At 66.0% G+C, this 19,634-nt stretch carries 15 protein-coding genes; 10 read left to right on the top strand and 5 right to left on the bottom strand.

Annotated elements, in window-relative coordinates; genetic code table 11:
* The first annotated feature begins 165 nt into the window (after nt 1-165).
* Together ABC969_RS01020 and ABC969_RS01015 are read left to right on the top strand one after the other, a co-directional pair.
* Nucleotides 166-1,554, top strand: a complete 1,389-nt coding sequence (locus ABC969_RS01020) for a DUF418 domain-containing protein (protein WP_345862374.1) — start codon at nt 166-168, stop codon at nt 1,552-1,554.
* Between the two features lie 24 nt (nt 1,555-1,578).
* Nucleotides 1,579-3,801, top strand: a complete 2,223-nt coding sequence (locus tag ABC969_RS01015; RefSeq protein WP_345862373.1) for a S9 family peptidase — start codon at nt 1,579-1,581, stop codon at nt 3,799-3,801.
* A gap of 123 nt (nt 3,802-3,924) precedes the next feature.
* Here ABC969_RS01015 and ABC969_RS01010 read toward each other — a convergent pair whose 3' ends face one another.
* From ABC969_RS01010 to ABC969_RS01000, 3 genes are read right to left on the bottom strand one after another with little or no spacing between them, the layout of a single operon-like run.
* Entirely contained in the window at nt 3,925-4,875 is a 951-nt protein-coding gene (locus ABC969_RS01010; protein WP_345862372.1) for an aldo/keto reductase, read from the bottom strand.
* On the bottom strand, nt 4,872-5,063 hold the full coding sequence (locus ABC969_RS01005) for a hypothetical protein (RefSeq protein ID WP_345862371.1): 192 nt from the start codon (nt 5,061-5,063) through the stop codon (nt 4,872-4,874). Before ABC969_RS01005 ends, ABC969_RS01010 begins: the two co-directional genes overlap by 4 nt.
* Nucleotides 5,064-5,086: 23 nt before the next feature.
* Nucleotides 5,087-5,377, bottom strand: a complete 291-nt coding sequence (locus ABC969_RS01000) for a hypothetical protein (protein WP_345862370.1) — start codon at nt 5,375-5,377, stop codon at nt 5,087-5,089.
* Nucleotides 5,378-5,493: 116 nt separating this feature from the next.
* On the opposite strand from ABC969_RS01000, the gene ABC969_RS00995 reads away from it, so the two are divergent.
* From ABC969_RS00995 to metH, 4 genes are all read left to right on the top strand, one after another.
* Nucleotides 5,494-6,468, top strand: a complete 975-nt coding sequence (locus tag ABC969_RS00995; protein WP_345862369.1) for an ArsR/SmtB family transcription factor — start codon at nt 5,494-5,496, stop codon at nt 6,466-6,468.
* Nucleotides 6,465-7,412 (top strand): methylenetetrahydrofolate reductase, encoded by a 948-nt coding sequence (gene metF / locus ABC969_RS00990; protein ID WP_345862368.1) that lies wholly within the window; start codon nt 6,465-6,467, stop codon nt 7,410-7,412. Before ABC969_RS00995 ends, metF begins: the two co-directional genes overlap by 4 nt.
* Nucleotides 7,413-7,535: 123 nt before the next feature.
* Nucleotides 7,536-8,582: a homocysteine S-methyltransferase family protein gene (locus tag ABC969_RS00985; protein ID WP_345862367.1), complete on the top strand. Its 1,047-nt coding sequence runs from the start codon at nt 7,536-7,538 to the stop codon at nt 8,580-8,582.
* A gap of 114 nt (nt 8,583-8,696) precedes the next feature.
* On the top strand, nt 8,697-11,390 hold the full coding sequence (gene metH / locus ABC969_RS00980) for a methionine synthase (protein ID WP_345862366.1): 2,694 nt from the start codon (nt 8,697-8,699) through the stop codon (nt 11,388-11,390).
* A 102-nt stretch (nt 11,391-11,492) separates the two neighbouring features.
* Here metH and ABC969_RS00975 read toward each other — a convergent pair whose 3' ends face one another.
* Nucleotides 11,493-13,148, bottom strand: coding sequence for an alkaline phosphatase family protein (locus ABC969_RS00975; protein ID WP_345862365.1), 1,656 nt, complete (start codon nt 13,146-13,148; stop codon nt 11,493-11,495).
* A 74-nt stretch (nt 13,149-13,222) separates the two neighbouring features.
* Between ABC969_RS00975 and ABC969_RS00970 the strand changes: the two genes are divergently transcribed.
* The 4 genes from ABC969_RS00970 to ABC969_RS00955 all read left to right on the top strand — a co-directional run bounded on the left by ABC969_RS00970 (nt 13,223) and on the right by ABC969_RS00955 (nt 18,719).
* Nucleotides 13,223-15,250, top strand: coding sequence for a protein-disulfide reductase DsbD family protein (locus ABC969_RS00970; RefSeq protein ID WP_380808976.1), 2,028 nt, complete (start codon nt 13,223-13,225; stop codon nt 15,248-15,250).
* 196 nt (nt 15,251-15,446) lie between these two features.
* Nucleotides 15,447-16,958, top strand: a complete 1,512-nt coding sequence (locus tag ABC969_RS00965; RefSeq protein ID WP_345862364.1) for a circularly permuted type 2 ATP-grasp protein — start codon at nt 15,447-15,449, stop codon at nt 16,956-16,958.
* A gap of 13 nt (nt 16,959-16,971) precedes the next feature.
* Nucleotides 16,972-17,907, top strand: a complete 936-nt coding sequence (locus tag ABC969_RS00960) for an alpha-E domain-containing protein (RefSeq protein ID WP_345863777.1) — start codon at nt 16,972-16,974, stop codon at nt 17,905-17,907.
* A complete protein-coding gene (locus ABC969_RS00955) occupies nt 17,907-18,719 on the top strand; it encodes a transglutaminase family protein (RefSeq protein ID WP_345862363.1) in 813 nt (270 codons plus the stop codon). The genes ABC969_RS00960 and ABC969_RS00955 overlap by 1 nt, the downstream gene beginning before the upstream one ends.
* A 23-nt stretch (nt 18,720-18,742) precedes the next feature.
* Here the strand turns inward: ABC969_RS00955 and ABC969_RS00950 are convergent, their stop codons facing one another.
* Nucleotides 18,743-19,519, bottom strand: a complete 777-nt coding sequence (locus tag ABC969_RS00950; protein WP_345862362.1) for an arginyltransferase — start codon at nt 19,517-19,519, stop codon at nt 18,743-18,745.
* Nucleotides 19,520-19,634: the final 115 nt, after the last annotated feature.

The following is a 19,634-nucleotide window of genomic DNA, read 5'->3' as shown; positions in this document are numbered from 1 at the left end:
TAAGACTTTGGCGCAAGGATAATCGACGCCCGCCCGGGCAAGAAATTGTTCACGGCAGGTCTACTCCGCTTCGTGCCGCGCGGGATCGGCGCTGCTCGGGCGCGGCTGAGGGCAGCGACGATCGTGGCGTGACGTTTTGGCGTCGCTCTGCCAGATCATGTGCGGATGAACACGCCAGCTACCCCCACCGAGCCCGATGGCGCGCCGCGTATCGCGGTGCTCGATATCCTGCGCGGGATCGCCATTCTCGGCATTCTGTTCATGAACATCAACGATATGGGCGGATCCTATTGGGCCTCGTCGGAAGAAATCCGTCATTTCGGCTGGACCGCGGCGGACCAGATCTTCTGGTGGCTGCGCGAGATTTTCGTCAGCGGCACGGCGCGGTGTTTGCTGGAAATGCTGTTCGGTGTCGGCATGGTGATCCTGACGGATCGTGCTGCAGCGGCGTTGGGCGGCCAGGCGGTGTGGCGCGGCTATTACCGCCGCAATATCGTCCTTTCCCTGTTCGGGCTGGTGCACATCTTCATCCTGCTGTGGCCGGGGGACATCCTGCATACCTATGGCGTGGCGGCGCTGATCGCGTTTCTGTTTCGGCGGCTGGCGGCGCCGGCGTTGCTGGGGATCGGGCTGCTGATGGCGTTGTCGCAGCTGTTCGGGCTGGGAATGGCGCTGGAGGAGGCGCAGCGGGCGCGGATCGAGGTGCCGCGGCTGCAGGCCGAGCGCGCAGCGGGGCAGGCGCTGACCCCGATCGAGGCCCGCAGGGTTACGCGCTACACCGCGGCGATCGCCGAACGGGCCAGGCAAAAGCACAATGAGCGCCGCCGCATCGCCCGTGAGGACCGAGATCGTGCGGCCGCCACGGGCAATTTCGCCAGCTGGGCCAACAATGCCTGGAGGACGATGATGGTCCTCTGGGGAAGGTCCGACGGGATAGCCGCGGGAAGCTTTCTGGAGCCGTTGTTCGTGTGGGAAGCGGTGGCGACGATGCTGATCGGCGCCGGCTTGTTCAAATGGGGCGTGATCCAGGGGCAGCGCTCGCGGCGCTTCTATCTCTGGCTGACGGTGCTCGCTTATGCTGTGGGGCTTCCCGCCCGCGCGATCGATGCTTACTGGACGACGCGCTTCGACGGCTATCCGCATCTGATCTACGCCACGGGGGAACTGACCCGGCTGGCGACGACGCTGGGCCATCTCGGGCTGATCAATGTGATCGTGATGAGCGTCAGCGGCGCGGCGCTGCTGCGGCCGTTCGCCGCGGCGGGGCGCACCGCCCTCAGCCTGTACGTGTTGCAGACGCTGATCTGCCTGTGGGTGCTTTATCCCCCGTTCGCGCTTGGCCTGTACGGGAAAAGCGGCTGGGCAGTGCTGATGCTCACCGCGCTGGTGATCAATATCCTGTTGCTGGCGCTGGCCAATCTGTGGCTGCGACATTTCGACATCGCGCCGGTCGAATGGGCATGGCGCTCGCTTGTCGAACGGCGCCGGTTGCGGTGGCGCAAGCGCCTAAAAAGCGGCGACAATCGCTTGGCCGACGGTATAGCGGCGGCGTGATGTCGCAAGATTTGGAGAAGCGTGATGGCGAAACCGTGGTTGCTGGCAGGCGTGATGCTGGCCGGGCTGGGGAGCCCCGCTTTGGCGGCTGACCCAGCAACACCGCCGCCGCCGCTGACGCTCAAGCGCGTGTTCGGCTCGCCCGATCTGTCTGGCCCGCAGCCGCAATCGCTCAAGCTGTCGCCGGACGGCACGCTGCTCACCTCGCTCAAGCCCCGCGCCGATGAAAAACAGCGCTTCGATCTGTGGGCGCTGGATACGCGCACGGGGCAGGAGCGCATGCTGGTCGATTCGAAGAAGGTCGGCAGCGGCGCGGAATTGTCCGAGGCGGAGAAGATGCAGCGCGAGCGCGATCGCAGCATCAGCGGAAAGACCGGGATCGTCAGCTATGAATGGTCGCCGGATGGCAATACCATCCTCGTGCCGATCGATGGCGATCTGTATCTCGCCGGGCTCGACGGCACGGTGACGCGGCTGACCGAGAATGTCGGCGGCGCGCTCAATCCCAAGATCAGCCCCGGCGGCGGGTTCGTCTCCTATGTGCGCGATCAGAATCTCGTCGTGCAGCCACTGGGCGGGGCGGCGCGCATGCTAACTGACGACGGCAAGGGCACCGTGCATTGGGGCGAAGCGGAATTCGTCGCACAGGAAGAAATGAACCGCCGCACCGGTTATTGGTGGGCGCCGGGCGACCGGATGGTGGCGGTCGAGCGGTTCGACGAGGCGCCGGTCGGGGTGATCACGCGCGCGGCGATCGGCGCCAACGGCACCAAGACCTTCGATCAGCGCTATCCCGCGGCGGGCAAGCCCAACGTGCTGGTCGATTTGTATGTGATGAAGCCCGATGGCACGGGCCGGGTGAAGGTCGATCTCGGGCGTGATACCGACATCTATCTGGCGCGGGTCGATTGGACGCCGGATGGCAGCGCCTTGCTGGTGCAGCGACAGAATCGCGCGCAGACCGTGCTGGACGTGCTCAAGGTGGATCCGGCGACGGGCAAATCGAGCGTGCTGTTCAGCGAACAGGCCAGGCCCAACAGCTGGGTCAATCTCAGCGACGCGTATCGCCTGCTCGATGACGGCAGCCTGATCTGGAGCTCGGAACGCGACGGCTATGCGCATCTGTATCGGCTCAAGGGCGGCAAGTGGACGCAGCTGACCAAGGGCGACTGGGTGGTCAACGATGTGGCCGGCGTCGATCAGGCCAGGGGGCGGATTTTCTTTACCGGCAACAAGGACGGGGTGCTCGAAAGGCACCTCTACAGCGTCGACATCGCGCAACCGAACGTGATCACGCGGCTGACCGAGCCGGGCTGGTGGAACGGCGCGACGATGGACAACGCCGCTTCGCGGATCATCGTCTCGCGCTCCAATCCCGATCAGCCGACGCAAGTGTATCTGGCGGACGCGAGCGGCAAAAGGCTGTCCTGGGTCAACGAGAATGCGCTGACGGCGGGGCATCCGTATTATCCGTATGTCGGGCAGCATCAGCCGACCAAGTTCGGCACGCTGAAGGCGGCGGATGGCAGCACGCTCCACTGGGAAATGATCACGCCGGTACTCGAACCGGGCAAGCAATACCCCGTCTTCTTCGAACATTATGGCGGGCCGCATTCGCAGACCGTGAGTCGCAACTGGGCTGGGGCGCTGCACCAATATCTGGTCGCGCAGGGCTATATCGTGTTCATGATCGACAATCGCGGCTCGGCCAATCGCGGCATGGCGTTCGAAAGCCAGCTGTACCGCGCGGCCGGGACGGTCGAGGTGGCGGACCAGCTGCTTGGCGCCAACTGGCTCAAGCAACAGGCGTTCGTCGCGTCCGATAAGATCGTGACCTATGGCTGGTCCTATGGCGGCTATATGACGCTGAAGATGCTGGAGGCGGCACCGGGCATGTTCGCCGCCGGCGTGGCGGGTGCGCCGGTGACCAAATGGGAATTGTACGACACGCACTACACCGAGCGCTATATGGGCGATCCGGCGACCGACGCGAAGGCCTATGCGGCATCGAGCGCGCTGACCGACGCGCCCAAGATCAGCGATCCGCTATTGCTGATCCACGGCATGTCGGACGACAATGTGTTCTTCGAGAATTCGACTGCCCTGGCGGCGCGGTTGCAGGCCTCGGCCACGCCGTTCGAGATGATGTTCTATCCGGGCTTCACCCACCGCGTATCCGGGCCGCAGGTCGGCGAACATCTGTGGACGACGATTCTGGACTTCTACGCGCGGCGCATGGGGAAATAGGGGCGCATACGGTACCGTCACCCCGGACTTGGTCCGGGGTCCAACGGCCCGCACACGCACCGGCCATTTCTCATGCGGCACGTTGGACCCCGGACCAAGTCCGGGGTGACGGGCATGTGGGGGTCAGGCGCCTGCCATAGTAAGCCGCTCGACCTGCTCGGGCGTCAGCTCCAGCGTGATCGCGCCCAGCAGCTCCTGCACCTGCGCGACGCTCGTCGCGCTGGCGATCGGCGCGGTCACGCCGGGTTGCGCGGCGAGCCAGGCCAGGGCGATCTGCGCCAGGCTGGCGCCGGTCTCCGCGGCGACGGCATCCATCGCCGCCAGCACGTCCTTGCCCTTGCCCTCGAGCAGCGCGCCCATCCGCCCGCCGCGCACGCTTTTGCCCAAATCGTCGGCGCTGCGATATTTGCCCGTCAGGAAGCCCGAGGCGAGACCGTAATAGGGCACCACGCCGATATTGTTGGTGACGCAGTAATTCTGCAGCTCGCCTTCGAACTTGTGCCGGCTGACGAGATTATATTCGGGCTGCAGCACATGATAATGCGGCAGGCCGTGTGCCTTGGCCGCATCGTTGGCGGATTTGAGCCGGGTGGCGTGGAAATTGGAGGCGCCGAGCGCGCGGATCTTGCCCGCGTCGAACAATTTGCCGAACGCGGCGAGCGCGTCCTCCTGCGCCACCGCGTCGTCGTCCTGGTGCGCGAAATAGAGGTCGATCGTGTCGACGCCGAGCCGCTGGAGCGAGGCATCGCAGGCGGCGGCGATGCGCGCGGGGGCGAGTTTCTCGCCACCCTCGCCCGGCAGCATGCCGACCTTGGTGGCGATCAGCACGTCGGCGCGCTTGCCGCTGGCCTTCAGCCACTCGCCGATCACGGTCTCGGATTCGCCGCCGTGATGGCCCGGCACCCAAGCGGAATAGGCGTCGGCGGTGTCAATCATCGTGCCGCCACCGGCAACGAATGCGTCGAGCACAGCAAAGCTGGTATCCCGATCCGCGGTCCAGCCAAACACGTTGCCGCCCAGCACCAGCGGGGCGATGTGGAGATCGGTGGCGCCGAGGCGACGGAGATCGGTCATTGTGATTGGCTCTCATTGTCGCCGTCAAACCTGACGGCATTGGCATCGACGCTGTTGACATCAAGCATCGCGGCGGCGTCGTTCAATTGCTGTTGTTCGCTCTGGCTGACGGCGCCCGGCGCATCGTCGCTGGAGCTGCAGGCGGCGAGGAGGAGCAAGGCGAGCGCCGCCGCGGGCTTGATCGTCATGCGTTGCTCCTCCCGTCTCACGCTTAGTCTTCGATCGCGTTGCCGGCGTCTTTCAACGCGGCGCCGGTCGCGTCGGCGGCATCATCGGCGGCATTGCCGAGCGTCGCGGCGCTGTTATCCATCGTCGCTTCGGCCGAGCCAAAAGCGCGATCGGCAGCAGCATCGGTGTCGTTGATCGCTTCGCCGAACGTGGCGTTGGCGTCGGCCGCGATCTGATCGCCGGCCTGCGCCGTCTCGTTCTGCGCGGCAGGCGAGCAGGCGGCCAGCATCGCGGCGACGGCGCCGATCAGTACGGGGGCAATGAACTTCTTCATGAGGTACTCCTGCAAGAAACGGATAGGATGAATGGCCGCCAACGCTAGCGCTACCAATTTAGCTCCGCAATCGCTTGCGCGTTGACCTCATATAAAGATATCTTTATATGTGGATCATGACGATCGCTCTCGATATCTTCCGCGCGCTGGCCGATGCGACGCGACTGCGCATCCTGGCGCTGCTGCGCTCGATGGAGTTGTCGGTCGGCGAACTGGCGCAAGTGCTGGGGCAAAGCCAGCCGCGCGTGTCCCGGCATGTGAAGATCCTGTGCGATGCCGGGCTGGCCGAACGGCGCAAGGAGGGCAGCTGGGTGTTCGTCGGCGTGGGCAGCGCGGCGAAGGTCGCGCCGGTCGTGGCGGCGCTGGACGCCTGGCATGCGATCGAGCCGGATCATTGGGCAGTGGCGGATGCGGCGCGGCTGGCGGCGGTGCGAGCCGATCGTGCATCGTCGGCGGCGGGCTGGTTCGAGGCCAATGCCGGGCAGTGGGACGCGATCCGCTCGCTGCATATCGCCGAGGAGCAGGTCGAGGCGGCGATGTTAGAAGTGCTGGGCTTTGACGACGAGAATGGGCCTCCGATCGGGCAGCTGATCGATATCGGCACGGGCACCGGCCGGATGCTCGAACTGTTCGGGGCGCGCGCTAAACAGTCGCTCGGGATCGATCGCAGCTCGGAAATGCTGCGGCTGGCGCGGGCGAAACTGTCCGAGCGCGGGATCGCCAATGCCGATCTGCGCCAGGCCGATCTGTATGCGCTGCCGCTGGGCGATGGCGAGGCGGATGCCGCGATCATCCATCACGTGCTGCATTTCGCGCAGCAGCCGGGCGCCGCGATCGCCGAAGCGGCACGCGTGCTGAGCCCGGGCGGGCGGCTGCTGATCGCCGATTTCGCGCCGCATGATCGCGAGGAATTGCGCGCGCGCGATGCGCATACGCGGCTTGGCTTTTCGGACGAGCAGATCGCCGCCTGGTTTGCTGCCGCCGGGCTGATGCCGGCGCGGACGGAGACGCTGGAGGGCGGCGAACTGACGGTGAAATTATGGCTGGCGCGTAAAGGCGCCGAGCAATTGCATGAGGTCAAAGCGGCATGAGCATTTCGGTTAATCAGCTCGAGGAAGCGCGCCGCGCGCTGGACGCGCCCCTGTTCGCCGATCTGGCGGGCGACGCGGAAATGTCGTTCGAATTCTTCCCGCCCAAAAGCGAGAAGATGGAAGAGACGTTGTGGGAGTCGATCAAGACGCTCGAGCCCTTGGGGCCGCGTTTCGTGTCGGTGACCTATGGCGCCGGCGGTTCGACGCGCGAGCGGACGCATGCCACGGTGGCGCGCATCCAGCGCGAGACTTCGCTCGGCGCGGCGGCGCATCTGACCTGCGTCGAGGCGACCAAGGACGAAATCGATCAGGTAGCGCGCGACTATTGGGCGGCGGGCGTGCGGCATATCGTCGCCTTGCGGGGCGACAGCCCGACCAGCGGGCAAGCCTATGCGCAGCATCCCGGCGGTTATGAGAATGCCGCGGCGCTGGTGGCGGGGCTGAGCAAGCTGCATCCGTTCGAAATCTCGGTCGCGGCGTATCCCGAATGCCATCCGGATTCGCGCGATGCGCAGGTCGATCTGGATAATCTCAAACGCAAGTTCGATAACGGCGCGACCCGGGCGATCACGCAATTCTTCTTCGAGCCGGAGACCTTCTTCCGCTTCCGCGATGCCATGGCCAAGGCCGGCATCGATGCCGAGGTGGTGCCGGGGATCATGCCGGTGACCAACTTCGCCAGCGTCCTCCGCATGGCGGCGATGTGCAACACCGCGGTGCCGGCGTGGATGGGGCGGTTGTTCGAGGGACTGGAGGATCATGCCGGCGCGCGCCAGCTGATCGCCGCGACGCTGACCGCCGAGCTGTGCCGGAAGCTGTATGCCGGGGGCGTGAAGCAGTTTCACTTCTACACGCTCAACCGCGCCGAGCTGACCTATGCGATCTGCCATTTGCTGGGCGTTCGGGCGGCGGCTGGCGCTGCGGTCAACGCCGTGGCGGCTTAGTTTAATCCCCCTCCCGCTGGCGGGAGGGGTTAGGGGAGGGCGTGTCCTCCCGCGGGCCGGGCGTTGGCGACAGGCCCTCCCCCAGCCCCTCCCGCAAGCGGGAGGGGAGTAGAAGGATAGAAGATGACCATTCGCGAGACATTTCTGGCCGAGGCCGCCAAGCGGGTGCTGATCACCGATGGCGCGTTCGGCACCGAGATCCAGAACTGGAAGCTGACCGAGGCGGATTATGCCGGCGATCTCGGCCTCGCCAAGGATCAGAAGGGCAATAACGACATCCTCGCGCTGACCAAGCCCGAAGTGCCGGAGACGATCACGCGCGAATATCTCGATGCGGGATCGGATATCGTTTCCACCAACACATTCAGCGCGAACCTGGTCAGCCAGGCGGATTATGCCGCCGAGCATCTGGTGCGCGAGATCAACCTGGCCTCGGCGCAGATCGCGCGTCGGCTGGCCGACGAATACGCCGCCACGGACGGGCGCCCGCGCTTCGTGGCGGGGGCGATCGGGCCGACCAACAAGACCTTGTCGCTCAGCCCGGACGTCAACGATCCCGGTTTTCGTGAGATCACCTTCGATTACCTCAAGGATGTGTATCGCGAGCAGATCGATGCGCTGATCGAGGGCGGTGTCGATTTCATCCTGATCGAGACGGTGTTCGATACGTTGAACGCCAAGGCCGGGATCATGGCCGCGCTGGAAGCCGCCGATGCGTTGGGGCGCGAGGTGCCGATCATGCTGTCGATGACGCTGACCGATCTGTCGGGGCGCAATCTTTCGGGGCACACCGTGGAGGCGTTCTGGCATGCCGTGCGGCATGCCCGCCCGGTGACGATCGGGCTCAATTGCTCGTTCGGCGCGGAGCAGCTCAGGCCGCATGTGCGCACGCTGAGCGGCATCTGCGACACGCTGATCATGGTCTACCCCAATGCCGGCCTGCCCAATGAACTGGGCGAATATGACGAGCAGCCCTCGACCACGGCGGGGCTGGTGCGCGAATGGGCGGCGAACGCGCAGGTCAATGTGCTGGGCGGCTGCTGTGGCTCGACCCCGGCGCATATCGCAGCCATGGCCAAGGCGGTGCAGGGGCTGCCCGCGCGCGCGATTCCGGTGCCGCCGGTCAAGACACGGCTGGCCGGGCTGGAGCCAATGACGATGGCGGCGTAGCGCCCATCCGCCATACCCGTCACCCCAGTGCACGCTGGGGTCTCGTGGTAACCAAGCGCGCCCTTGCGGCACCGAGATCCCAGCGTTCGCTGGGATGACGATTAGGATAGTTTTTTGACCACCATTTCCGCCACCAATTTCGTCAATATCGGCGAGCGCACCAACGTCACCGGCTCGGCACGCTTCAAGAAGCTGATCATGGCGGGGGATTATCCCGCCGCCGTGGAGGTCGCGCGGCAGCAGGTCGAGAGCGGCGCGCAGGTGCTCGACGTCAATATGGACGAGGGGCTGCTCGACGCCGAATTCGCCATGACCACGTTCCTCAAGCTGATCGCGGCGGAACCGGATATCGCGCGCATCCCGTTCATGGTCGACAGCTCCAAATGGAGCGTGATCGAGGCCGGGCTGAAATGCGTCTCGGGCAAGCCGATCGTCAATTCGATCAGCATGAAGGAGGGCGAGGAAAAGTTCCTCTACGAGGCGCGCAAGTGCATGCAGTACGGCGCCGCCGTCGTCGTAATGGCGTTCGACGAGGCCGGGCAGGCGGACACGCAGGCGCGCAAGATCGAGATTTGCGAGCGTGCTTATAACGTGCTGATGGGCATCGGCTTCCCGCCCGAGGACATCATCTTCGATGCCAATGTGTTCGCGGTGGCGACGGGCATCGAGGAGCATGACAATTACGGCGTCGATTTCATCGAGGCGGTGAAGGTGATCCGGCAGCGTTGCCCGTACGTGCATTTCTCGGGCGGTCTTTCCAATCTCAGCTTCTCGTTCCGCGGCAACGAGCCGGTGCGCCGCGCGATGCATTCGGTGTTCCTGTATCATGCCATTCCGGCCGGGCTCGACATGGCGATCGTCAATGCCGGGCAGCTCGATATCTATGACGATATCGATCCCGAGCTGCGCGAGGCGTGCGAGGATGTCATTCTCAACCGCCCGGCGCGCAAAGCAGACGAGACGCCGACCGAGCGGCTGATCGCGCTGGCCGAGAAGTTTCGCGGCACCGATGCGGTGGCGGAGAAGGCGGCGGCGGAATGGCGCTCGCTCCCGGTGACCAAGCGGCTCGAATATGCGCTGGTCAAGGGCATCGACGCGCATGTCGTCGATGATACGGAGGAATGCCGCCAGCATTTTGCCCGGCCGATCGAGGTGATCGAAGGGCCGCTTATGGACGGCATGAACGTGGTCGGCGACCTGTTCGGATCGGGCAAGATGTTCCTGCCGCAGGTGGTGAAATCGGCGCGCGTGATGAAGAAGGCGGTGGCGCATCTGCTGCCGTTCATCGAGGCGGCCAAGGAGCCCGGCGCGCGCGGCAAGGGCAAGATCATCATGGCGACCGTGAAGGGCGACGTGCACGATATCGGCAAGAATATCGTCGGCGTTGTGCTGCAGTGCAACGGCTTCGACGTGGTCGACATGGGCGTGATGGTGCCGTGGAGCGACATCCTGAAGGCGGCGAACGAGAACGATGCCGATATGATCGGGCTCAGCGGGCTGATCACGCCCTCGCTCGACGAGATGGTCACGGTGGCCGAGGAGATGAAGCGGGCAGGGATGACCATGCCGTTGCTGATCGGCGGCGCGACGACCTCCAAGGTGCATACCGCGCTGCGCATCGCGCCGGCTTATGACGGGCCGGTGGTGCATGTGCTGGATGCCAGCCGTGCGGTGGGCGTGGCCTCGACATTGGTCAGCGACACGATCCGCGACGATTTCGTGCAGAAGACGGCGGATGAGTATGAAGCGGTGCGCCTGGCGCGCGCCAATAAGGGGCAGAGCGCGCTGGTGCCGATCGCCGAGGCGCGCGCCAACGCTTTCCCCGCCGACATGGCGATCAAGCCGCCCGCGCCGAAACAGCCCGGGCTGCATGTGTTCGATGATTGGGATCTGGCCGATCTGCGCGAGCTGATCGATTGGACGCCGTTCTTCCGCGCATGGGAACTGGCCGGCAATTATCCCGCGATCCTCACCGACGAGGTCGTCGGCGAGAGCGCGACCTCGCTGTTCGCCGATGCGCAGAAGATGCTCGACCAGATCATCGCCGAGAAATGGCTGACCGCCAAGGGCGTGGCCGGGCTGTGGCCGTGCCATCGCGATGGCGATGACGTGTTCATCTGTACCAGCCATAGCGAGGCACGACGCAGCCCCGATGGCGCCAGCTTCCCGCCCGATCTGCACACCCCCAACCTCGATCGCACGCATGAAGCGAGCGTGCGCATGCCCTTTCTGCGCCAGCAGGTCTCGAAGCGCGAAGGCCGTGCCAACATGTGCCTGGCCGATTTCATCGATCCGGCGGGGGACTGGATCGGCGGCTTCGCAGTGACGACAGGGCACGGCATCGAGGAGCATCTCGCGCGGTTCAAGGCGCAGCATGACGATTACCAGGATATTCTGCTGAAAGCGCTGGCCGATCGCCTCGCCGAGGCGTTTGCCGAGCGGCTGCATCAATATGTCCGCACCACGCTTTGGGGCTATGCCGAGGGCGAACAACTGACCAACGAGGCGCTGATCCGCGAGCAATATCGCGGCATTCGCCCGGCACCGGGCTATCCCGCCTGCCCCGATCACAGCGAGAAGCCGATGCTGTTCGAATTGCTCGGCGCTACCGAGGCGACCGGCATCACGCTGACCGACAGTTTCGCCATGCTGCCGAGCGCGGCGGTGAGCGGCTTTTATTTCGGGCATCCCCAGGCGGAATATTTCGGCGTGGCGCGCGTCGGGCCGGATCAGGTCGAGGATTATGCCATGCGGCGTGGGGTCGATCTGGCCACCGCCCAGCGTTGGTTACGGCCCAATCTGGAATAAACCGCGGCGGTACCGCGGGTTGTCGAGGAAACGCTTCACGCCGATCCGGCCAGCCTGGCCGGGCCGCGGGCAATGCCGATGATGATGATCCAGATCGCCGGCTTATCTGGCGCAGGGCGCGCCCGCGCGCGTCAGATCCAAGCACCGGCCATCGACGCCGGGCAGGCTTAGCCCGATCGTGTGCGCCAGCGTGGGGGCGATATCCACCGTCTCGATTCCCGCGGCATGATCGAACCCTGCCATGCCCGCGCGCCAGAACAGGATCGGCACGCGGCGATCGTAATTCCACGGCGAGCCGTGGGTCGCGACATAGCCACGGGTCGGATCGGGGATCGGCGTGACGCGAGGTTTCAGAAACACCAGCAGGTCGCCCGAACGGCTGGCGTCGAACGACGCGCGCGCTTTTTGTGGAATGCTCCAGTTTTCCGGCGCGCCGCTCGGCATCGGGGTGGCGGCGATCTGCGCTGCGGTGAGCACCGAATGGACCTGCGGCAGCGCCTTGTAGCGCGCGACCGCCTCGGCCAGCACGGCCTTGCGCTGCGCCGGCGTCAGCGCGGTCGAGACCCACACATCGCCATTGGGAATATCGCCGAACAGCGTTGGCCCGGTGATGCCGAGCTGGTCGCCGATCGCCTTGCCCATCACCGCGGGGGCGAGCGCGAGTTCGGCGCGCTGCGCCTCGGGCATGCCCACGGTGATCTCGCGTTCGGGCAGATCGTTGCCACCATGATCGGCGGTCAGCGCGATTTCGTAATCCACCCCGGTGGCGTCGAGCACATCAAGGAAGCCGCCGAGGTTGCGATCGAGCTCGGCTATCTGCAGGCACATTTCGGCGCCATCGGTGCCGTAGGTGTGCCCGATATAATCGGTTGCCGATGCGCCGACGGTGATGATGTCGGTCTGCGGGCCTTGCCCCAGCTTCATGTCCTGCACGAGCCCGGCCGCGAGCGCGAACACCGCGCTGTCAAACGCGGGCGAGGCGCGGAAGCCCTTCGCGTCGCCCGCGGCACGGTCGAAATGCCCGGTGCCGACGCTTTTGCCGGCCCCGATCGAAATCGCCTTGTCCTTGGCCAGGCAGTGCGCCGCAACCGGCAGGGCAGGCTGCGCGCGCGCGATCAGGCCAGCGACCGCGGCGTTGGCGCGCGTGACGACAGCGGGCGCGGCGCGACCGGCATAGCTGACAAAGGCCTTGCCGCTCCACCACCACAGCTGATCGACGTTGTGACCACCCATCATCACCGCGGCGCGATCCTTGCCCGCGACCGACACGACGCGCGTGCGCGGATCGGCGATCTTCATGCGCTCGCCGAGCGTCGGCACCTTCAGATGCTTGTCGGAGACGGTATAATTGCTCGAATCGGTGCCGGGGATGGTTTCGTCCTCGGCGCAATAGACGGTCTTGTCCTGGCGCGGCGCGGCCTGATCGATCCAGTTGTTGGCGATGATGCCGGTCTGCGCGGGGCGATAGCCGGTGGTGATGGTGGAATGGCCGGGGCAGGTTTCGGTCGCGGCATGGCTCTGGAAGCCCGAGGGGAACACCGCGCCTTTGGCCAGACGGGCGAGCCCATCATCGAACGTGGCACGATATTCGTCGAACAAGTCGGCGGAGAATTGATCGACCGACACGACGACGATCAGTTTGGGCTTGGGCTTAGGTGCGGCGGGCACGGGCAGCTGCGCGGGCGCGTCTTGCGCGGCGAGGGGCAGCGCCGCGGTGGTGGTGAGCGCGAGCGCGAGGATGGCTGCCGTGGCTTTCATCGAAACATTCCTTCGAGTGCAATTCGGTCGTGCCCCCGCTATGCGCGATGGCAGTGATGGGGACAAGAATGCCGATGCGCGGTTTATGGGTCAGATTTGTGACGCTCTGGGTCATGCTGGGGGCGATGGCGGCGGGGTCCGCGACGGCGCAGCCATTGCCACCGATGGGGCGCGCGCCGCATCTGGCGATCCGGCTGGTGGCGGAAAGCGATCGCCCGGCGGCGGGATCGACCGTGACACTGGCGCTCGACACGCGGCCCGAGCGCGACTGGCACGGTTATTGGTCCAATCCCGGCGATGCGGGATTTCCGGCGACGCTCGACTGGACATTGCCCGCCGGGGTGACGGCAAGCGCTCCGGTCTATCCCGTGCCGGGCACGCTGCTGATCGCCGGGCTGATGAATTACGTATTCGAACGGCCGTATGCGCCGCTGGTGACGCTTAGCGTACCGGCCGGCCTGGCGGCGGGCACCAGGCTGCCGGTGCGGCTCAAGACGAATTATCTGGTCTGCACCAAGACGCTGTGCGTGCCGGAAAGTGCCGCATTGGCGCTCGATCTGGTGGTCGGCGACGGGGCGGTGAGGCCGGCGGATCGCGCCCGTTTCGATGCCTGGCGGCGGGCGATCCCCAAGCCGCTCGATACCAAGGCGACGTGGCAGGTGATGGACGGCGTGGCGACGATCGCCGTGCCCTATCCGGCCAGCGCGCCGCTGGCCGACGGCTATTTTTTCCCTAAGACCAACGCCATCGACAATGCCGCGCCGCAGACGATCGCGCGCGATGGCGATCGCGTGCTGGTGACGACCAAAGCGAAATCGGGCGGACAGCCATTGGATGGCGTGTTGCGCGTCGGGCCGGATCTGGCGCTGGCGGTGACCGCGCTGCCCGGCACCGTGGCGGGCGCGACCGGCGGCGGCACAGGCGTGTGGCTTGCAGCGTTCCTGGCCTTTGCCGGCGCGGTGCTCGGCGGCCTGATCCTCAACGTCATGCCGTGCGTATTCCCGATCCTCAGCATCAAGGCGCTCAGCCTGGCGCGCGGGCATCTCGACGAGCGCGCGGCGCGACGCGAGGCGCTGGGCTATGCCGCCGGCGTGATCACGGTATGCGTGGGGCTGGGGGCGTTGATCCTGGCGCTTCGCGCCGGCGGCAATGCGGTCGGCTGGGCGTTCCAGCTGCAGGATCCGCGCGTCGTCGTCTTGCTACTGTTGCTGACGGTGGCGCTCGCGCTCAATTTCGCCGGGCTGTTCGACATCCCCACGCCGCGCTTCGTCGGCTCAAGCGGCGGGGTGAGCGGCGCGTTTGCCACCGGCGCGCTGGCGGCATTCGTCGCTACACCGTGCACCGGCCCGTTCATGGGCGCGGCGCTGGGCGCGGCGCTGGTGCTGCCATGGGCGGCGGCGCTCGCGGTGTTCGCCGGGCTGGGTCTGGGGCTGGCCCTGCCGTTTCTGGCGCTCGGTTTCGTGCCCGCGCTGCGTCGGCGCTTGCCCAGACCCGGCGCGTGGATGGAGACCTTCCGGCATGTCCTGAGCGTGCCGATGTGGCTGACGGCGTTGGCGCTGGCCTGGGTGCTGGGGCGACAGGCGGGCGTCGACGGGCTGACGCTGGGGCTGGCCGGCGCGCTGTCGATCGGGCTGCTCTTGTGGCTTTCCGGCCGGCGGCAGCGGCGCGGGCTGCCTTTTGGGCCGATCGCCACGCTTGCGTTGGCGGTGGTGGCGGTGGGCGCAGCGGCGTTGGTCCAGCGCGCGCCGGCATCGGCCGCCGCGGTGGCCGAGGGCGAGGGATTCAGTGCGGCGCGGCTCGCCACCTTGCGCGCCGAGAAGCGTCCGGTGTTCGCCTATTTCACCGCCGATTGGTGCGTGACGTGTAAGGTCAACGAGGCGGCGGCGATCAATACCGCGGCGACGCGCGATGCGTTTGAAAGGAACAACGTGGCCGTGCTGGTGGGGGATTGGACCGATGGCGATCCGGTGCTCGGGCGCTTTATCGAGGCGCATAACCGCGCCGGCGTGCCGCTCTATCTCTATTACGCGCCCGGCGCCGCCGAGCCGCAGGTGTTGCCGCAGGTTTTAACGCCAGGGTTGCTGGCGGGGCTAGGGGCTTAAACTCATTCGTCATCCCGGACCAAGTCCGGGGTGACGGGCTGGTTTGGGGCAGCGTGCCGGCGACGCTTCGCTTGCCGAGCAGCGGCCGAGATGTGCCGCTGTTACTCTGGCGCTACATTTCCGGGCGCCGGTGCTTGTGCGCCGCAACAATATGTCCCAGCATGGAACTCAATTGATACGGGGGCATTACGATCCGATGGGGAATCGCCAGGCGTTCGACGAAATCATGGGGAATGGCGGAACAATGGTTCCGCGCGACGAGCTGGCCGCATTGGGCCAGTGGATCGACGATACGCCGCCGCAGGAATTGCGCCGTCGTCAGGAAAGCGCCGAGGCGACGTTTCGCCAGCTCGGCATCACCTTTGCCGTCTACGGCGAGAGTGAGGCCAGCGAACGGATCATCCCGTTCGATATCGTGCCGCGCATCTTCTTGGCCGACGAATGGACGCGATTGTCCGACGGGCTGGTGCAGCGCGTCGAGGCGATCAACGCGTTTCTCGATGACATTTATGGTGCGCGCAAGATCATCGATGCGGGCATCCTGCCGCCCGATCTGATCTTCGGCAACGCGCAGTTCCGCCCCGAGATCGCCGGGATGCGGCCACCGCACGGCATCTGGGCGCATATCTGCGGGATCGATCTGGTGCGCACCGGGCCGGATGATTTCTTCGTGCTGGAGGATAATGCGCGCACGCCCTCCGGCGTATCGTACATGCTGGAAAATCGCGAGGCGATGCTGCGGCTGTGCCCCGAGCTGTTCCGCGAATTCCGCGTCGCGGCGGTCGATTCCTATCCCGATCGGCTGCTCGAGACGATGAAGTCGGTCGCGCCGCATGGGGCAATGAACCCCGTCTGCGTCGTGCTGACGCCCGGCCATTATAATTCGGCCTATTACGAGCATTCGTTCCTGGCGGATTCGATGGGCATCGAACTGGTCGAGGCGGCTGATCTGGTGGTCGATGACGATATCGTGTGGATGCGCACGATCGGCGGCATGGTGCGCGTGGACGTGATCTACCGCCGCATCGACGATGATTATCTCGATCCGCTGGTGTTCCGGCCGGATTCGATGCTCGGCGTGCCGGGGCTGATCGCGGCCTATGCGGCGGGCAACGTCGCGTTGCTCAACGCGCCGGGCAACGGCATCGCCGACGACAAGGCGATCTACAGCTACATGCCCGATATCGTGAAATTCTATTCGGGTGGCGAGGCCAAGCTGCCCAATGTCGAGACGTGGCGCTGCCGCGAGCCACAGGCGTTGAAATACGTGCTGGATAATCTCCCCGAGCTGGTGGTGAAGCTGGTCGACGGATCGGGCGGCTATGGCATGCTGGTGGGGCCGACCGCGTCCAAACAGGAGATCGAGGATTTCCGCGCCGCGCTGATCGCCGAGCCGCATCGCTATATCGCGCAGCCGACGCTGGCACTGTCCACCGTGCCGACGCTGGCGGACAGCGGGCTGGCCCCGCGCCATGTCGATTTCCGGCCGTTCGTGCTGACCGGCGCCAGGGGCGTGCAGGTGGTACCCGGCGGGCTGACGCGGGTCGCGCTGAAGGAAGGATCGCTGGTGGTTAATTCCTCGCAGGGCGGGGGGACGAAGGATAGTTTCGTGTTGATGGATGGCGGGCGCGGGCAGCAGCAACAGACGATGGGCGGCATGGCGCAGGCGCAAACGCTGGGCACGATGACGCAAGGGCAGCAACAGTGAGCGCCGGGGCATGATGCTGTCGCGCACCGCGTCGTCGCTCTATTGGCTGGGGCGCTATATCGAGCGCGCCGATTTCGTCGCGCGGCTGGTCGAGGCGACGGTCCGGCTGGATGTGCTGTCACCACGCCCGGCGGGCGAGGCGGCGTGGCTGAGCGCGCTGCGCGTGACCGAGACGGACACGGCGTTCGAGGCGACCGGCGCGACGCTGTCGCAGCAGCGCGTGGCGCAGTTCCTGACGATGGACAATCGCAACCCCGGATCGATCGTGCGCTGCCTGGATATGGCGCGCAACAACGCGCGCGCCGTGCGCACCGCGCTGACCCGGGAGGCATGGACCGCGGTCAACCGCGCCTGGCTGGTGTTCGACAAGCGCGCCGCCGCTGGCGGCGCGGTGGCGACGCTCAACCTGGTCGAAGCGGTGCAGACCGAGGCGCGCGGGTTCGAGGGCGCGGTGCACAAGATGCTGCGCAACGCCACGACGCAGTTCATCAGGCTGGGCCAGGCGGTGGAGCGCGCGGACAATACCGCGCGGCTGCTCGACGTGAAATATCATCTGCTGCTGCCCGAGGGCGAGCGCATCGGCGGGGTGGTCGATCGCGATCAATGGACCACGATCCTGCAGACCGTGTCGGCCGTGACCGCCTATCGCTGGCTCTATTCGGAAGGGTTGAAGCCCGCCAACGTGATCGACCTGCTGATCGCGCGGCATGAATTGCCGCGCAGCCTATCGGCCTCGGTCGAGGAGACGGTGGATATTTTGAGCTTGCTGGCCAAACGCACCGGGCTGCACGGCGAAGCGGACCGGATGGCGCGGATGCGGCACATGCGCATGGCCAAGACGCGCACCGGCGAGGTGATCGTCAGCGGGCTGCACCAATATCTCCAGGCTTTCCTGACGGAAAACGATCTGCTGCACGCGGCGATCGGCCGCCAGTTCAAGTTCAGCTGATGCGGCTCAGCATCGATCATCACACGATCTATCGCTTCTCCGCCCCGCAAGCGCGGCTGACGCAGATGCTCCGGCTGACGCCGGAAAATACCGATGATCAGACGGTGGCGTCGTGGAACCTGCATGTCGATTGCGACGCGCGGCTGCGCGCGGGGCGCGACGGGTTCGGCAACAAGATCACGATGCTGTATGTTGCCGGGCCGATCGACAGTATCGAGATCGCCGTGTCGGGCGAAATCCTGACCAACCGCACGGATGGGGTGGTGCACGGCGCGCATGAAGTGTTGCCGCCCGAACTGTTCCTGCGCGCTACACCGCTGACCGCTGCAGACGGCGCGCTTACCAGCTTCGCGCAGGATGCTGTGGTGGGCGGGACGGATACGGTGGGGCGGCTGCACCGGCTCAATCTCGCGCTCAACGCGCAGTTCGTGGCCGATCGCGCGCGTCCGGTGATGGGGCGCAGCGCCGCCGAGGCCTTCGCGCTGCCCAAGGCCACGCCGCGCGATCTGGCGCACATGTTCATTGCCGGGGCGCATGCGCTGGGCGTGCCGGCGCGCTATGTCTCGGGCTATAGCCGCTTCGCCTTTGGCGGCGAGCATCGCCCCGCGCCGCATGGCTGGGCCGAAGCCTATGTCGCGCGGCTCGGCTGGGTGGCGTTCGATCCCTATGCCGGGCGCTCGGCGGACGAGGCTTATGTGCGCGTCGCGGTGGCGCTGGATGCGGCGGGCGCCGCGCCGGTGGCGGGGTCACGGCTGGGCGAGGGGGATGAGGAAATGGATGTCGACGTAACGGTGGCGCCAAGCGCGCCGTGATCGCATACCCTAGAGCGGGATAGTCAAGCCAGTTCGCTTTCCCGCGCTTTCTGCACGTTGGCGGCGATGGGCGTGGCGTCCGGCAACAGCGCCCAGCCGCCCGGCCCGAGTATTTCGAGCGGGCGATACCGCGTTTTATACTCCATCCGCGGCGAGCCCTTCACCCAATAGCCCAGATAGACATAATCCAGCCCGACCGCGCGGGCGCGCAGGATGTGATCCATGATGATGAAATTGCCCAGCCCGGCAATATCCGGATCGAAGAAGCTGTAGATCATCGACAGGCCATCCGCCTGCTGATCCGTCAGGCAGCATCCGATCAGCGTGCCCGGCCGGCCATCGACTGCGGGCTGGCGATATTCGACGATGAAGCTGTTGACCGGCGAATGTTCGACCATGTCGGCGTAATCGCCGTCGTCCATCCCCACCATGCCGCCGCTTGGATGCCGCGCGGCAAGATAGCGGCGCAACAGCTGGAATTGCTCGTCGGTCGCCCAGGGGCGGCAGGCGGCGACATCCAGGGTCGACAAGCGCTTGATCAGCTTGCGCTGCGTGGCGTTGGCGATGAATTGGGCCGCGACGACGCGCACCGAAACGCAGGCGGTGCAGCCCGCGCAACTCGGGCGGTAGGCCACCGATTGGCTGCGCCGAAAGCCGATCCGGCCCAGCGCGTCGTTGAGCTCGCCGGCATGCGGGCCGTTGAGCTCGGTGAACACCTTGCGCTCCTGCCGGCCGGGCAGATACGGGCAGGGCGCCGGGCTGGTCACGAAAAACCGAGGGAATCGGAACGGCGCGGTCACGGGTCGGCTAGCCCTTTTCAGCGCCGCACGGTGGCGTGGGCGTGGTGCCATTATGCGTGGCTTCGCGAGTCATTAAAAGGCGATTTACCATCATTGTAGGTTAACGGGAGCATGG

This window comes from Sphingomonas qilianensis (assembly GCF_039614825.1).
In the GTDB taxonomy this organism is placed as follows: domain Bacteria; phylum Pseudomonadota; class Alphaproteobacteria; order Sphingomonadales; family Sphingomonadaceae; genus Sphingomonas; species Sphingomonas qilianensis.
Note: the sequence above shows the minus strand (reverse complement) of the source record. Positions and strands in the feature narration are given on the sequence as shown.

Bases quoted from the DNA above. Each gene is read 5' to 3' on its own strand.
- ABC969_RS00955 (WP_345862363.1), top strand. From the start codon at position 17,907: ATGCGGCTCAGCATCGATCATCACACGATCTATCGCTTCTCCGCCCCG.
- ABC969_RS01020 (WP_345862374.1), top strand. From the start codon at position 166: ATGAACACGCCAGCTACCCCCACCGAGCCCGATGGCGCGCCGCGTATC.
- ABC969_RS00995 (WP_345862369.1), top strand. From the start codon at position 5,494: ATGACGATCGCTCTCGATATCTTCCGCGCGCTGGCCGATGCGACGCGA.
- ABC969_RS00965 (WP_345862364.1), top strand. From the start codon at position 15,447: ATGGGGAATCGCCAGGCGTTCGACGAAATCATGGGGAATGGCGGAACA.
- ABC969_RS01005 (WP_345862371.1), bottom strand. From the start codon at position 5,063: ATGACGATCAAGCCCGCGGCGGCGCTCGCCTTGCTCCTCCTCGCCGCC.
- ABC969_RS00985 (WP_345862367.1), top strand. From the start codon at position 7,536: ATGACCATTCGCGAGACATTTCTGGCCGAGGCCGCCAAGCGGGTGCTG.
- ABC969_RS01015 (WP_345862373.1), top strand. From the start codon at position 1,579: ATGGCGAAACCGTGGTTGCTGGCAGGCGTGATGCTGGCCGGGCTGGGG.
- ABC969_RS01000 (WP_345862370.1), bottom strand. From the start codon at position 5,377: ATGAAGAAGTTCATTGCCCCCGTACTGATCGGCGCCGTCGCCGCGATG.
- ABC969_RS01010 (WP_345862372.1), bottom strand. From the start codon at position 4,875: ATGACCGATCTCCGTCGCCTCGGCGCCACCGATCTCCACATCGCCCCG.
- ABC969_RS00975 (WP_345862365.1), bottom strand. From the start codon at position 13,148: ATGAAAGCCACGGCAGCCATCCTCGCGCTCGCGCTCACCACCACCGCG.
- metF (WP_345862368.1), top strand. From the start codon at position 6,465: ATGAGCATTTCGGTTAATCAGCTCGAGGAAGCGCGCCGCGCGCTGGAC.
- ABC969_RS00960 (WP_345863777.1), top strand. From the start codon at position 16,972: ATGCTGTCGCGCACCGCGTCGTCGCTCTATTGGCTGGGGCGCTATATC.
- ABC969_RS00970 (WP_380808976.1), top strand. From the start codon at position 13,223: ATGCGCGGTTTATGGGTCAGATTTGTGACGCTCTGGGTCATGCTGGGG.